The sequence below is a fragment of the Pseudomonas sp. P1_F7 genome (genome assembly GCF_056405655.1).
The window spans coordinates 387658-401131 of the sequence record NZ_JBFUBR010000002.1 but is presented as its reverse complement, the minus strand read 5'-3'; the positions used below and the strand labels follow the sequence as shown (position 1 = coordinate 401131).

General features: G+C 62.8%; 14 protein-coding genes. 7 read left to right on the top strand and 7 right to left on the bottom strand.

The features are described 5' to 3' along the window. A complete protein-coding gene (locus AC1D1M_RS03430) occupies positions 1 to 1098 on the top strand; it encodes an extracellular solute-binding protein (protein ID WP_477774530.1) in 1098 nt (365 codons plus the stop codon). Between the two features lie 153 nt (positions 1099 to 1251). Here AC1D1M_RS03430 and AC1D1M_RS03425 read toward each other — a convergent pair whose 3' ends face one another. The 5 genes from AC1D1M_RS03425 to AC1D1M_RS03405 form a co-directional block, all read right to left on the bottom strand. Next, positions 1252 to 1869, bottom strand: coding sequence for a DNA-3-methyladenine glycosylase family protein (locus AC1D1M_RS03425; protein WP_477774529.1), 618 nt, complete (start codon positions 1867 to 1869; stop codon positions 1252 to 1254). A gap of 4 nt (positions 1870 to 1873) precedes the next feature. Next, entirely contained in the window at positions 1874 to 2686 is an 813-nt protein-coding gene (locus AC1D1M_RS03420) for an isocitrate lyase/PEP mutase family protein (RefSeq protein WP_477774528.1), read from the bottom strand. Positions 2687 to 2721: 35 nt separating this feature from the next. Continuing rightward, a complete protein-coding gene (locus AC1D1M_RS03415; RefSeq protein WP_477774527.1) occupies positions 2722 to 3804 on the bottom strand; it encodes a bifunctional transcriptional activator/DNA repair enzyme AdaA in 1083 nt (360 codons plus the stop codon). Between the two features lie 101 nt (positions 3805 to 3905). Beyond that, positions 3906 to 4526 (bottom strand): LysE family translocator, encoded by a 621-nt coding sequence (locus AC1D1M_RS03410; RefSeq protein WP_477774526.1) that lies wholly within the window; start codon positions 4524 to 4526, stop codon positions 3906 to 3908. Positions 4527 to 4617: 91 nt separating this feature from the next. Then, positions 4618 to 5514, bottom strand: a complete 897-nt coding sequence (locus AC1D1M_RS03405) for a DMT family transporter (protein WP_477774525.1) — start codon at positions 5512 to 5514, stop codon at positions 4618 to 4620. Positions 5515 to 5603: 89 nt separating this feature from the next. Here AC1D1M_RS03405 and AC1D1M_RS03400 point away from each other — a divergent pair, with 89 nt between their 5' ends. Both AC1D1M_RS03400 and AC1D1M_RS03395 read left to right on the top strand, forming a co-directional pair. Further along, positions 5604 to 6935, top strand: coding sequence for an aminotransferase-like domain-containing protein (locus AC1D1M_RS03400; RefSeq protein WP_477774524.1), 1332 nt, complete (start codon positions 5604 to 5606; stop codon positions 6933 to 6935). An 86-nt stretch (positions 6936 to 7021) separates the two neighbouring features. After that, positions 7022 to 7609, top strand: coding sequence for a LysE family translocator (locus AC1D1M_RS03395; protein ID WP_477774523.1), 588 nt, complete (start codon positions 7022 to 7024; stop codon positions 7607 to 7609). Between the two features lie 17 nt (positions 7610 to 7626). Here AC1D1M_RS03395 and AC1D1M_RS03390 read toward each other — a convergent pair whose 3' ends face one another. Both AC1D1M_RS03390 and AC1D1M_RS03385 read right to left on the bottom strand, forming a co-directional pair. After that, positions 7627 to 8460, bottom strand: a complete 834-nt coding sequence (locus AC1D1M_RS03390; RefSeq protein WP_477774522.1) for an AraC family ligand binding domain-containing protein — start codon at positions 8458 to 8460, stop codon at positions 7627 to 7629. A gap of 37 nt (positions 8461 to 8497) precedes the next feature. Continuing rightward, the gene (locus AC1D1M_RS03385) at positions 8498 to 9001 is read right to left on the bottom strand and encodes a VOC family protein (RefSeq protein WP_477774521.1); all 504 of its coding nucleotides are present in this window, start codon (positions 8999 to 9001) and stop codon (positions 8498 to 8500) included. 266 nt (positions 9002 to 9267) lie between these two features. Here AC1D1M_RS03385 and AC1D1M_RS03380 point away from each other — a divergent pair, with 266 nt between their 5' ends. From AC1D1M_RS03380 to AC1D1M_RS03365, 4 genes are all read left to right on the top strand, one after another. Next, positions 9268 to 9516 carry a transmembrane sensor/regulator PpyR gene (locus AC1D1M_RS03380; RefSeq protein ID WP_477774520.1) on the top strand — a complete coding sequence of 83 codons (249 nt, stop codon included), beginning with the start codon at positions 9268 to 9270 and terminating at the stop codon, positions 9514 to 9516. Further along, positions 9516 to 10670: an NnrS family protein gene (locus AC1D1M_RS03375; RefSeq protein ID WP_477774519.1), complete on the top strand. Its 1155-nt coding sequence runs from the start codon at positions 9516 to 9518 to the stop codon at positions 10668 to 10670. The genes AC1D1M_RS03380 and AC1D1M_RS03375 overlap by 1 nt, the downstream gene beginning before the upstream one ends. A gap of 171 nt (positions 10671 to 10841) precedes the next feature. Further along, entirely contained in the window at positions 10842 to 11297 is a 456-nt protein-coding gene (locus AC1D1M_RS03370; RefSeq protein ID WP_150754700.1) for a (2Fe-2S)-binding protein, read from the top strand. 7 nt (positions 11298 to 11304) lie between these two features. Continuing rightward, a complete protein-coding gene (locus tag AC1D1M_RS03365; RefSeq protein WP_477774518.1) occupies positions 11305 to 13473 on the top strand; it encodes a xanthine dehydrogenase family protein molybdopterin-binding subunit in 2169 nt (722 codons plus the stop codon). Position 13474 lies beyond the last annotated feature (1 nt).

The following is a 13474-nucleotide window of genomic DNA, read 5'->3' as shown; positions in this document are numbered from 1 at the left end:
ATGGGCCTGCACAAACTGACTCAAGCAATACTGCTGGTGCTTGCACCCCTGTGTGTGCAGGCCGCCGACACCGCCAGACCGGTGGTCAACCTGTACATCTGGGGCGAGTACCTGGCCCCGGGTACCCTGAAAAACTTCGAGGAAAAAACCGGCATCCATGTGGTGGCCGATCATTTCGATTCCCTGGAAACCGTCGAGACCAAGCTGCTCACCGGCCGCAGTGGTTACGACCTGGTGTTGACGGCGGGGCAGCATCTGTCCCGGGCCATCGAGAGTGGCGCCGTGCAGACGGTCGACAAGCAGCAACTGCCGCACTTTGCCGGGGTCGGCGAAGAGTTCCGCCAGCACATGGCGGTGTTCGATCCGGGTAACCGCTACGCCGGGATCTACGCCTGGGGCACCACGGGTGTGGGCTATCAGGAACAGGCCGTGAAACAGCGCCTGCCCGACGCGCCGACCGACAGTTGGGCGATGCTGTTCGACCCGGCCGTGGTCTCGAAATTCGCCGATTGCGGGGTCAGCCTGCTCAACGACCCCAACGAAGTGTTTGCGGCAGTCATGAAATACATGGGCCTGGACATCAACCGCCAGAGCCTCGATGACCTGAAACTGGCCGAGCAGCAACTGGCGAAGATTCGGCCGTACATTCGCTACTTCGACAACGACCTGAACATCAGCGACCTGGCCAACGGCAACACCTGCGTGGCGATGTCGTGGAACGGCAACGTGGGCATCGCGGCGGGCCAGGCCGAGGCGGCGGGCAAGTCGTATTCGCTCAAGTACCGGATTCCGAAGGAGGGCACGTTGATCTGGTTCGATGCCATGGTCATTCCCAGGGATGCGCCGCATCCGCAGGCCGGCCTTGCATTGATGGACTACCTGATGACCCCGGAAGTGATCGCGCCGATCACCGACACTATCCATTACGCCAATGCGATCACGGCGGCGGACGGCTTGGTCGACCCGGCAATTCGCAACGATCCGGGGACGTATCCGCCGGCTGCGGTCAGGGCTTCGCTGTATAGCAAGAATGACAATGGCAAGACGTTCAACCGGGCGTTGATCAGGGCGTTCAGTCGGTTGAAGTCGGGGTTGTGACTGGTTTTGGATGATGAGGTGTCGCTACTGACGTCATCGCGAGCAAGCTCGCTCCCACAGGTTTTGTGTCTGCCAAAAATTTTATGTACACAGAAGTCCATGTGGGAGCGAGCTTGCTCCGGGCGGCGTTCCGACGATGAACGATAACGCGATCTACCGACCGGGCACCCGCCACAAATACCAGGAGGCCACCGTCCGGTAGGGGCTCCACGCCAACCCGATCTCGATCATCTGCTTGCGCGTCGGCTGCGCCTCCAGCCCTTTGAGCCGTCGATAACCCTCGCGCACGCCAAAGTCATCGGCCGGCAGGATATCCGGCCGCTCAAGGCTGTAGATCAGCAGCATCTCCACGGTCCAGCGGCCCACGCCGCGCAGGGTGATCAAGCGTTCGATCAGCGCTTCATCGTCCATGGCCAGCGCCGTGGCGTAATCCGGCACCACGCCGTCCAGCGACGCCTGGGCGATGCCCTGAATGGTCGCGATCTTGCTCGCGGAAAAGCCGCAGCTGCGCAGTCGGTCAAAATCCGTGGCAACGATTTGTTCAGGCCGGGGAAACGAACCCGAACCGAACAGCGCCAGCAGCCGGCCGACAATCGCATCGCCGGCCTTGGCATGCAGTTGCTGATAGGCAATCGCCCGCACCAGCGACTCATACGGGTCACGGGCCGCATGCGGCTGGTGCAGGCACGGGCCGATGGCGTCGATGTGGCGGCGCCAGTCGTCATCGATGGCCGCCAGGAACGCACTGGCCGCCCGATAGCCGTCGGCCATGGGCTCAGGCTTTCCCGGACGGTTTCAACAGGGCGTTCACTTCGCCATAGGTCAAAGCCTTCAGGTCGTGGCTATCGAACTTGCCGGTCTGCATAAAACTCTTGGCGATGCCGGCCATGGCGCCGTAGAGGAACTCGGCGATACCCGAACCCGCGGTCAGACGGCGTACGCCAAGTGCTTCAAGCGCTTCGGGCGACGGCAGGCCCGGGAACCCCAGCACATTCAGCGGCAGCGAAGTGCCCTGGCACAGCGCCTTGATCTCGTACTCCGCGGTAACGCCCGCGGCAAACAGGCCATTGGCACCGGTCGCCTGATACAGCGCGGCGCGCCTGAGGGTTTCGGCGACGCGATCTTCGGCAGGCACCAGGCCCCGCAGGTAGACATCGGTGCGCGCATTGATAAACAGGTTCACGTTGCGTCGGTCGGCCACCTGGCGCGCGATCTCAATCTTGCGTACCAGCAACTCMGGCGGCGAGGAGCCGTCTTCGATATTGATCCCGACAGCGCCGGCGGCGATTACTGCATCAACCACCTCTGCCACCCGTTCCAGGTCATCGGAATAACCGGCCTCGATGTCGACGGTCAGCGGCACCGAAATGACCCGCGCAATCGACTCGACCGTCGAGACCAGGCGCTCAAGGGGCAGGGTGTTGCCATCCGGGTAACCATGCGCCCAGGCCACCGCCGCGCTGCTGGTGGCCACGGCCTTGTTGCCCAGTTGCTCTACCAGCCGCGCCCCGGCGGCATCGGCGACGTTGGTGAGGATCAGCAAACCTTCGTGATGCAGTTGGTGCAGTTGATTGTCGAGCTTGTCCATCGGGTTTCCTTCCGTATGAAAAATCTGTGGGGGGATCAGAACGCCAGCTGCTCCGTGAGCTGCACCGCAGCGTTCTCCAGCCTGAGCAGAAACGCCTTGCGCGGCTGGCCTCCAGCGTAGCCGGTCAACGAGCCGTCGGCGCCGATCACGCGGTGGCACGGCACGACAATCGATAAGCGGTTATGCCCATTGGCCAGGCCCACTGCGCGGCTGGCACCGGGTTTGCCCAGGCTCGCCGCGATGGCGCCGTAGGTGGTGGTCCGGCCGTAAGGGATTTTCGCCAGTTCAGCCCAGACCTGGCGGGAGAACTCGCTACCGGGCATGTGCAAGGCCACGCTGAACTCAGTGAGCGTACCGGCGAAATACGCGGACAATTGCTCTTCGATCTGCTGCAAATGCGCGTTGTGCCCCGGCGCCACGGCATAACCGAAGCGGTTTTGCAGCGCTTCGACCGTCGGGTTCAGCGATGCCTGATCGAGAAACTCCAGCAGCACCAGCCCACGCCGTTCGGCCATGGCGATCATCGGCCCCAGCGGCGTGGTCAGGCGCGTGAACAGCAGCGGTTCGCTGTTGGCCGCGCGGCCCGGGGTGATGTGAAACGATTTTTGAAAGGCATCGCGAAATCCGCTCAGGGACTCGTAGCCGGAATCGAAGGCGACGTCGTCGATGGAGTCGCCCTGTCTGATCCCGTTCAGCGCCATGCCCAGGCGTCGGGCGCGCAGCCAGGCGTGGAAGGTCATGCCGAAATGCTGCTTGAACCAGCGACGCAGTTTCAGCGGCTCGATGCCTTCGGCCAGTAGCTGGGCGTCGGTCCAGCGCTGTTCCGGGTCGGCGTCTACCGACTTGAACAGTGTCTGCACCCAGTCCGGCGCGCTGGCGGCGGTGTCCAGTGGTTTGCAGCGCAGACAGGCGCGATAGCCCGCCGCCAGGCATTGTTCAGCGTTGGCAAAGAACTCGACATTTTCCGGCGTCGGGCTGCGGGCGGTGCAACCGGGGCGGCAGAAGATGCCTGTGGTCTTGACCGCCGTGAAGAACACCCCCTCGTAGGAGGTGTCTCGCTCGAGCATGGCGCGAACCATCTCGGTACGGGGCGGAAGCAGCGTTTTTTGTAGGTTCATGGGCGCAGCATAGATCGCGTCATGGGCGACCTCCACCGGAGAATCGACAGTGAATTTCGCTCCTTTGAACACTGCGAGTCAATGTGGGAAAAGTATCTACTTCAGGTTCGACGCGCCATCAACAATACCGAAGCCGCCGCCGACAGCAACCCGGCGCAGCAACGGTTGAACATCCGCTTGCCCGACGGCCTGGCGAACCAGCGGCGCATGTGCAGGCCCATGTAGGCGTAAGCGCCGATGGCAATCCACTCCAGCACCAGAAACAGCGCGCCCAACACCACGAACTGCGGCCCGATGGCGTGGGTCGAGTCGACGAACTGCGGCAGGAACGCGGTGAAGATCAGGATGGCCTTGGGGTTGCCGGCCGCGACCAGGAACTCCTGCCGGGCCAGCGCCAGCGTGCCCACGGGGGCTAAGGTCACCACGTTTTCCACACCCGGATCGGCGCGCCACAATTGCCAGGCGAGGTAGAACAGGTAGGCCGCGCCGAGGATCTTGATGGCGTAGAACAGCAGCTCGGAGGTTTGCAGTACCACCGCCAGCCCCGCCGAGGCGAGGGCAATCATCCCGGCGAACGCCAGCAACCGGCCGATGCCGGCCACGCATGCGGTGCGGTAGCCATAGCGGGTCGAATTGCTGACCGACAGCAGGTTGTTGGGGCCGGGTGCCATGTTGAGGGCGAAGCAGGCCGGCAGAAACAGGGTGAGGGTGGCGAGGTCCATGGTGGGCTCCTGAAGCAAGAGCGCTATTTTTATCACGGCTCAGCGGTGGTCAGACCCGTACAGTCATGGGCGTAAACCACCGTACACAGGGCTATCTGGCGAATTTTTTCGCCCCGGCGACGCACAGGATCACGGCAACGGTGACACCCAGCATGCCGACACTGACGTGTTCATGCAGCAGGGTGGCGGCCAGGGTCAGCCCGAAGAACGGCTGAAGCAACTGCAATTGCCCAACGGCGGCGATGCCCCCTTGGGCCAGTCCGCGATACCAGAACACGAAACCGATCAGCATGCTGAACAGCGAGACGTACGCCAGGCTGAACCAGGCCGGCGTGCTGATGCCGGTGAACGAAGCCGGCATGCGCATCCAGCTGAGTATCGCCACCACCGGCAGCGACAACACCAGCGCCCAGCTGATCACCTGCCAGCCACCGAGGGTGCGCGACAGCTTCGCGCCTTCGGCATAACCCAGGCCACAGGCGAGAATGGCCAGCAGCATCAGGATGTCGCCTTGGGGGGAGGCGGTCAGGCCCTGTGACAGGGCAAAGCCGACCACCAGCAGGCTGCCCAGCACCGAGAAAATCCAGAACGCCACCCGTGGCCGCTCGCCGCCGCGCAGTACACCGAACACCGCTGTCGCCAGGGGCAACAGGCCGACGAAGACGATGGAGTGTGCGGACGTCACGTATTGCAGCGCCAGCGCGGTCAACAGGGGAAAGCCGATGACCACGCCCAGGGCAACGATGATCAGCGGTATCAGTTGCTGGCGCGCCGGGCGTTTTTCCTTGAATAGCCACAGCAGGCACAGTGCCAGGATCGCCGCGATGGTCGCGCGCGCGACCGTCAGGAACACCGGATCGAACTCCAGCACCGCCACCCGTGTCGCCGGCAGCGAGCCGCTGAAAATCACCACGCCGATCAGGCCATTGATCCAGCCGCTGGTGCTGTTTTCCAGCGTCTGGTGTTGCAGGTTCGATGTCCGTTCCATTTGGCACACGCTCATTGTCTGATTGCACGAAACTCATCGTATGAGCGACTATCGATACAATCAAAAAATTGTCATGGATACATCTCGACATGCCTCGTTCCCGCTACAAAACCCTGGTGGATGCCTTTGCCGCCGACATCCGTTCCGGGCGTTTGCCGCCCGGCACGCGCCTGCCGACTCACCGGCAACTGGCCACAGAGCACGGTTTGGCACTGGTTACCGCCAGCCGTGTGTATGCCGAGCTGGAGGGCATGGGCCTGGTCAGCGGCGAAACCGGACGCGGGACCTTTGTCAGGGAAACCTCGCTGCCGCCGGGGCAGGGCATCTCGCAGCACGTGGTGGCGGCGGGGATGATCGACCTGAATTTCAACTACCCGTCCTTGCCCGGTCAGGCCGACCTGTTGCGCACTGCCTTGCGTCAACTGGCGTTGTCCGGGGACCTGGAATCTCTCCTGCGCTATCAGCCCCACGCGGGACGCCAGCACGAGCGGGCCTCGGTCGCGCGCCATCTGGTTCAGCGCGGGCTGAACGTGGCGGCCGAACAGGTGTTGATCGTCAGCGGCGCCCAACATGGCCTGGCGGTGGCGATGATGACGCTGCTCAAGCCCGGCGACGTGATCGCCGCCGATGCGCTGACCTATCCCGGTTTCAAGACGCTGGCCGAAACGCTGCATCTGGAGGTCTTGCCGATTCCGGTCACGGATAGCGGGCCTGATCTGCCCGCCCTGGAAAAACTCTGCCGCAGCCGATTGGTGCGGGCCGTTTACTCGATGCCGACCTTGCATAACCCGCTGGGCTGGGTGATGGACCTCGGTCAGCGCGAGCAGTTGGTGGCGATTGCGCGCCAGCATGACCTGACGATCATCGAGGACGCCGCCTACGCGTTCCTGGCCGAAAACGTACCGCCACCGCTGGCAGAGATGGCGCCTGAGCGGACGGTGTACGTGTCGGGACTGTCGAAGAATGTCGCCACCGGGCTGCGTGTCGGGTTCATTGCCGCACCCGCGCAATGGGTCGCCGCCTTCGAGCGCACCGTCATGGCGACCACCTGGAACACCCCCGGCGTGATGACCGCCATCGCCACGGCCTGGCTCGACGATGGCACCGTCAGCCAGCTTGAGGCGCAAAAACGCGCGGACGCCCAAGCCCGGCAAGCCCTGGCCCGCGAAGTGCTGGCGGGGCTCAGGACCATCAGTCATCCGAACTCCTACTTCATCTGGTTGCCGTTGGCCGAAGACGCCCGAGCCGACCAGATCGCCATGGCGCTGATGCGCGAACAGGTGTCGGTGTCGCCGGCCGAGCCCTTTGCGATATCAACCCATGTGCCGCATGCGATACGCCTGGCGTTGGGCTCCGTGGACATGGACTCGCTGCGCGTTGCATTGACCAAAGTGAAGAGCGTCGTGGGTTATTACTCATAGCGATACAGGGCAGTTTTCTTCAATACGCGAGTCGCTTGGCTCTTTACCTTGAGGGCCTTGTTCAACTCGATGGAAGAAGGTGTGCAATGAGTCTGATGATGTCCATGGCGGCGTTTGCGCTGGTCGCTTCCATCACGCCGGGGCCGGTCAATATTGTGGCGCTGAGCTCCGGCGCGCGATTTGGCTTCAGGGCCAGCCAGCGCCACGTGGCCGGGGCCACGCTGGGGTTTGTCTTGCTGTTGGTGCTGATGGGGTTGGGCCTGCATGAGGTGTTGCAACAGTGGCCCGCGCTGACGCAGGTGGTGCAATGGGCGGGCGTGGCGTTTCTGTTGTACATGGCCTTCAAGCTGGCGGCCGACAATGGGCAGGTGCAAGCCAGCGAATCGGCCCAGGCGCCGTCGATGCTGTATGGCGCCATCATGCAATGGCTCAACCCGAAGGCCTGGCTGGCCTGCGTGGCCGGCATGGGCGCGTTTGTCGCCGATGGCGAGGCACGCCTGGTCTGGCAATTCGCCGCGATTTATCTGGTGATCTGCTATGCGTCGGTCGGTTGCTGGGCGTATGCCGGGACGTTTTTGCGCGGCTTCCTGAACAACCCGGCGGGCATGCGCCTGTTCAATCGCGCCATGGCGTTGTTGCTGGTGGTGAGTGCGGTGTACCTGTTGTTGCCGTAACGGCAATCACCACGGATTCAACCCCGATACTGCCCCGGCGTCGCCGCCAAATGCTGTTTGAATGCCCGTTGAAAATGCGCCTGATCGGCGAACCCCGCTTCCAGTGCCACGTCGGCGATCAGCTTGCCGCTGCGCAATTGGTCCTGGGCGAACTGGATGCGCCGGTTCACCAGGAACGCGTGGGGCGTCATGCCGTAATGCTGTTTGAAGGCGCGGATCAGGTAGGACGGTGACAATTGCGCCGCCTCGCAGATGTCTTCGAGCTTGAGGGTTTGTGTGCAGTGGTCGCGGATGTAATCGGCAGCGCGCTCCAGCTTGAAGTTGGGTTCGCGCAGCGGCTGATCGGCCGGGTTGAGTCGTAGCTGAACCTCGGTAAAAAACTCCACGGCCACGCTGTGTTTGCGCAGCACGTCTTGCTGTGGATCGACCAGCACCTCATACAAACCCGCGAGACCGGCAAGCAGGGTGGCATCCCGCGTATGGGTCACCGAGAAACGGCGAAACGCCGCGTCATCGCTGAACCCGAGTTGATGCTGCAAATCGGTCAGCCACGGCGTATCGACGTACAGCATCAGGTACGACCAGGGCTGGTCTTCGATCGGGTTGCAGGCATGGACGTCGCCGGGGTTCATCAGCACGACCGTGCCGACGCTGACCTCGAACGCCGACTGCTCATGGATATAGGTGCTGCGCCCGGCGGTGATCGCCCCGATGGAGAAGTGCTCGTGGGCGTGCCGGGTGTAGCAGACTTCGCGCCCGTCGGCGATGGAGCGGGCTTCGATGAAGGGCAGGGCATCATCGCGCCAAAAGCGCGGGGCCTGGTCGGCGTTTTTGGCAACGGCGTGCTTCATGCTCGCTCACTCCTCGGCAGGTCAGCGCCCGAGTGTATTAGCTCTCGCCGTCAAAGGCGCGTTGCAACGTCGCAATATCGAGTTTTTTCATCTGCATCATCGCCTGCATGGCCCGTTGGGATTTTTTCGTGTCGGGGTCTTTGATCATGTCCATCATCGCCACGGGCACGATCTGCCACGACAGCCCGAACTTGTCCTTGAGCCAGCCGCATTGCTGGGCCTCGGGCACGCCACCGGCCGACAGGTTGCCCCAGTAATGGTCGACTTCTTCCTGGGTCTCGCAATTGACTTGAAACGACACCGCCTCACTGAACTTGAACAGCGGCCCGCCGTTGAGGCCGGTGAAACTCTGCCCGTCGAGCTCGAAGCTGACGGTCATGACCGAACCTTCCGGCCGGCCATGGAACTCGAAACCGGCGTGGCCGTAATGGGTGATGGCCGTGATTTTCGAATGGTCGAAGATCGAACAATAGAATTTCGCCGCCGCTTCGGCCTGATCATCGAACCACAGGCAGGGTGTGAGTTTTTGTACGCGTTGCATGGTGCCGACTCCTCTGCAGGTTGCGCATGTCCCGGACTTTCAGCGTAGTCAGCCTCTGGTCGTTCGGCCGTACCGTAGATCGAGAAAATTGCCACAGGGTTGCAAAATTGTAGTCTAAATGACTTTGTGTGGAGTCAAATAGACTATTTGCGCGATGAGTCTTTATGACTCGTATGTGCGCAAGTGCCTGGATCTAAAGGGGTAAAGAGCTGGCACGGGACTTGAACAGTTAAACGTACAACTGAACGCCTTCAGGAGTACGCACAATGTTCAACTTCTTCAGCAACCCCCAGAACGTTCTTCAATGGTCGAGCCGCGTGCTCGGCGCGGGCTTGGCAATGCTGCTGGCCGGCATTTACGGTGCCTATCTCTACGGCGGTCATCTGGCGATCACCGTGCTGGTGACCATGCATGCCATGACCATTCTCGGCCCGACCCTGTTGAAAATCGGCTATGTCATGCGCCTGCTTTCCCAGTATCGCCTGAGCCAATTCCCGGCCCGAGTGGTGGCTTGATGCGCCGGCTTGCCATTGCACCGGTCTTCAGCCTGGGCTTTCGACCCTTCTTTCTGGCCGGGGCCGGGTTCGCGGCCCTTGCCATCGCGATCTGGGCCTTGTGGCTGTACGGCCGTTTACCCGGTGCGCAACCCTTGGGGGGCATGCTGGCCTGGCATCGCCATGAAATGCCTTTCGGATTTACCTCGGCCATCATTGCCGGGTTCCTCCTGACCGCGGTGCCCAATTGGACCGGCAGGCCGGGGCTCAAGGGCTGGCCGCTGATCGGCCTGGTGCTGGTGTGGCTACTGGCTCGGCTGGCCTGGTATCTGCCGATGCCGGCGCCCTTGTTACTGGCCTTGCAAGTTCCGTTTCTGCCGCTGCTGGCGTGGGTGTTGGGGCGCGATCTGCTGGCTGCGGGCAAGCGCGAGAATTATCCGATTCTGTTGATGGTGGCGCTGCTGGCCGGGTGTCAGGCGTTGACGTTGCTGGGGTTTGTCGTTGATGACGCCAATCTGCAACGCCGTGGCGTGCTGGCCGCCTTGTGGCTGGTGGGCGCGCTGATGAGCGTGATCGGCGGGCGGGTGATTCCGTTCTTCATCCAGCGCGGCTTGAACCGTCCCGCAATGCCTGTGGCCCATCCGTTGCCGGGCAAGGTGTTGCTGATCAGCGCCATGCTGGCGGCGGTGTCGTTTGCCGCTGGATTCAATGACGTCCCACGGGTGTGGCTGGCGCTGTTGTTTGCGTTGATCAGCGGTTTGCATCTGCTGCGATTGTGGCGCTGGCATGATCGCGGCCTGTGGCGCGTGCCGCTGCTGTGGTCGCTGTACCTGGCTTACGCCTGGCTCGCGGTGGCGACGCTGGCCATGGCGCTGTGGCACCTGGGCTGGATGCCACAACAAAGCCTGGCCACCCATTCGCTGGCCGTGGGCGGTATCGGCGGGTTGGTTCTGGCGATGATTGCGCGGGTCAGCCTGGGGCATACCGGGCGCTTGTTGCAGCCGTCAAAGGCGATCGTTGCGGGGTTTATCCTGTTGTTGCTGGCGGGGGCGTGTCGGGTATGGCTGGTGCCTTTTTCCGGTTACGGGTTGGCGTTGTCGGCGCTGCTGTGGTGTAGCGCTTTTGCGGTTTTTGTCTGGCGCTACACCGGCATTTTATTGGGGCCGAGGCTCTAGCGAAGACCTTCAGGGCCGCCCTTCGAGGCGGCTTTTTCATGACCGGTGGTCGATGCGCCACGGCCTGCCGGCAAATTTGCGCTTAGCTGAAGGGATAGCCCGAGGCGCACGCAGGTTTACAAGGCCGCAGCGACGCCCCTTCAGATCACCCTGAGTCTGAGGAACTGCGCCATGCTGACCCTGAACATCAATGGCCAGGATCAGGAGCTGGATGTCCCCGCCGACATGCCGCTGCTCTGGGTCTTGCGCGATGTTGCCCACCTCACCGGCACCAAGTTCGGCTGTGGCATCGCCCAATGCGGGGCCTGCACCGTGCACGTCGATGGCGCACCACTGCGCTCGTGCATCACACCGGCCACCGCCGTGGCCCATGGGCAAAAGATTCTCACCATCGAAGGCCTGTCTGCGGACGGTTCGCACCCGGTGCAACAGGCCTGGGCGGAACTTGACGTGGTCCAGTGTGGTTATTGCCAGTCCGGGCAGATCATGTCGGCGGCGGCGTTGCTGGCGAAGATTCCGCAACCCACCGACAGCGACATCGATCAGGCGCTGTCCGGCAACATCTGCCGTTGCGGCACTTACCCGCGGATTCGCGCGGCGGTCAAGCGCGCCGCCGAGCTGGGGTGAGGTGGCCATGAACAGCATCAACGCGTTATCGCGTCGTGGTTTTCTCAAGGGCACTGCCGTGCTGGGCGGTGGACTGGTGGTGGCGTTTGCCATGCCCGGTGCCCACCGTTTCGCCATGGGCGCAGAGAACCAGGGCAACGTGTTTGCACCCAACGCCTTCCTGCGCATTGGCAACGACAACAGCGTCACCGTATTGCTCGGCCATTCGGAAATGGGCCAGGGCATCTGGACCGGCCTGACCATGCTGATCGCCGAAGAACTCGACGCCGACTGGACGAAAATCCGCGTCGAGCATTCCCCGGCCTCGGCCGCCGACTACGGCCTGCCAGGCTTTGGCGGGATGCAAATCACCGGCGGCTCGACGTCCACCTGGATGGAGTTCGACCGCTATCGCCAGGCCGGCGCGGCGGCGCGCTTGATGTTGATCGACGCGGCGGCCAAGCGTTTCAGCGTCGCGCCATCCGAGATTCATACCGAATCGGGGGTGGTCATTGCCGGTGAACACCGTGCCACCTATGGCGAATTGGCCGATGACGCCGGGCAGTTGCCACGGCCAGATCCGGCTTCGATCAAGCTCAAGGACGCGAAAGACTGGCGGCTGATCGGCAAACCCACCAAGCGCCTGGACACTCCGGAAAAAATCACCGGCCGGGCGAAATTCGGCATGGACGTGCAGTTCGACGGGCTGATGACTGCGATGGTCGCGCGTTCACCCACCTTCGGCGGCAGCGTCAAATCCTTTGAAGGCGCCGAAGCGCTGGCGATTCCGGGCGTGCACAAAGTGGTGCAAGTGCCGACGGGTATTGCGGTGATTGCCGATCATTTCTGGGCGGCGAAGCTGGGGCGCGATGCGCTGAAAATCGAGTGGAATCCGGGGCCGAACGCCGGGCTCAATAGCCGGGCGCTGCTGGAGAGCTTCCGCAAACTCGCTGCCACCCCCGGCCTGAACGCCGGTCAGGCGGGCGATACCCAGGCTGCGCTGGCGAAAGCGATCAAGACCATCGATGCTGAATACAGCGTGCCTTATCTGGCCCACGCGCCGATGGAGCCGCTGAACTGCACGGTGAGCATCACCCAGGACAAATGCGAAATCTGGACCGGCACCCAGTTCCAGACCCTGGACCAAATGGTCGCCGGGAAAATCACCGGGCTCAAACCCGAACAGGTGGAGATCCATACCGAGTTTCTCGGTGGCGGCTTCGGGCGCCGGGCCAATCCGACCTCGGACTTCGTCAGCGAAGCGGTGTATGTCGCCAAGGCCGCCGGTGCGCCGGTAAAAACCGTGTGGACGCGGGAGGATGATATCCGCGGTGGCTACTACCGCTCGGCGTTCCTGCACCACGCACGTATCGGGCTGGGCGCCGACGGCCTGCCGCTGGCCTGGAAACATGTGATGGTCGGGCAGTCGATCATGGCCGGGACCTCGCTTGAAGCGAGCATGGTCAAGGACGGGATCGATAAGACCTCCGTCGAAGGCATGGCCGACAGCCCCTATATCGAAGGACTGGCCAATCACCAGATTGAACTGCACTCCCCGAAAACCGGGATCAGCGTGTTGTGGCTGCGTTCGGTGGGGCACACCCACACCGCGTTTGTCATGGAGTCGCTGATCGATGAGCTGGCTACGGCGACCGGCAAGGATCCGGTGGAATATCGACGCACCTTGCTCAAGGATCATCCGCGCCACCTTGGTGTGCTGAACCTCGCGGTGGAGAAGGCCAACTGGAAGGCGCCGCTGCCGGATGGCCATGCGCTGGGTGTGGCGGTGCACGAGTCGTTCGGCAGTTACGTGGCTCAGGTGGCCGAGGTGTCCCAGGACAACCTCGCTATCCGCGTGCACCGGGTGGTGTGTGCGGTGGACTGCGGCATTGCGGTCAACCCCCAGAGCATCGCCGCGCAAATGGAGTCGTGTATCACCTTCGGCCTCGGCTTCGCCTTGCACAGCAAACTGACGCTCAAGGACGGGCAAGTGGTGCAGTCCAACTATCACGACTATCAGGTGCTGCGGCTCAACGAAATGCCGGTGGTCGAAGTGCATATCGTGCCCAGCAGCGACAAACCCGGTGGTATCGGCGAAGCCGGCGTGCCACCCACGGCACCGGCAGTGGCCAACGCGGTGTTTGCCCTGACCGGGCAGCGCCTGCGAGAGCTGCCGTTGCAGCTGTCGGGGGTGTGAG

Bases quoted from the DNA above. Each gene is read 5' to 3' on its own strand.
- AC1D1M_RS03365 (WP_477774518.1), top strand. From the start codon at position 11,305: ATGAACAGCATCAACGCGTTATCGCGTCGTGGTTTTCTCAAGGGCACT.
- AC1D1M_RS03430 (WP_477774530.1), top strand. From the start codon at position 1: ATGGGCCTGCACAAACTGACTCAAGCAATACTGCTGGTGCTTGCACCC.
- AC1D1M_RS03425 (WP_477774529.1), bottom strand. From the start codon at position 1,869: ATGGCCGACGGCTATCGGGCGGCCAGTGCGTTCCTGGCGGCCATCGAT.
- AC1D1M_RS03390 (WP_477774522.1), bottom strand. From the start codon at position 8,460: ATGAAGCACGCCGTTGCCAAAAACGCCGACCAGGCCCCGCGCTTTTGG.
- AC1D1M_RS03410 (WP_477774526.1), bottom strand. From the start codon at position 4,526: ATGGACCTCGCCACCCTCACCCTGTTTCTGCCGGCCTGCTTCGCCCTC.
- AC1D1M_RS03380 (WP_477774520.1), top strand. From the start codon at position 9,268: ATGTTCAACTTCTTCAGCAACCCCCAGAACGTTCTTCAATGGTCGAGC.
- AC1D1M_RS03370 (WP_150754700.1), top strand. From the start codon at position 10,842: ATGCTGACCCTGAACATCAATGGCCAGGATCAGGAGCTGGATGTCCCC.
- AC1D1M_RS03415 (WP_477774527.1), bottom strand. From the start codon at position 3,804: ATGAACCTACAAAAAACGCTGCTTCCGCCCCGTACCGAGATGGTTCGC.
- AC1D1M_RS03375 (WP_477774519.1), top strand. From the start codon at position 9,516: ATGCGCCGGCTTGCCATTGCACCGGTCTTCAGCCTGGGCTTTCGACCC.
- AC1D1M_RS03400 (WP_477774524.1), top strand. From the start codon at position 5,604: ATGCCTCGTTCCCGCTACAAAACCCTGGTGGATGCCTTTGCCGCCGAC.
- AC1D1M_RS03405 (WP_477774525.1), bottom strand. From the start codon at position 5,514: ATGGAACGGACATCGAACCTGCAACACCAGACGCTGGAAAACAGCACC.
- AC1D1M_RS03385 (WP_477774521.1), bottom strand. From the start codon at position 9,001: ATGCAACGCGTACAAAAACTCACACCCTGCCTGTGGTTCGATGATCAG.
- AC1D1M_RS03395 (WP_477774523.1), top strand. From the start codon at position 7,022: ATGAGTCTGATGATGTCCATGGCGGCGTTTGCGCTGGTCGCTTCCATC.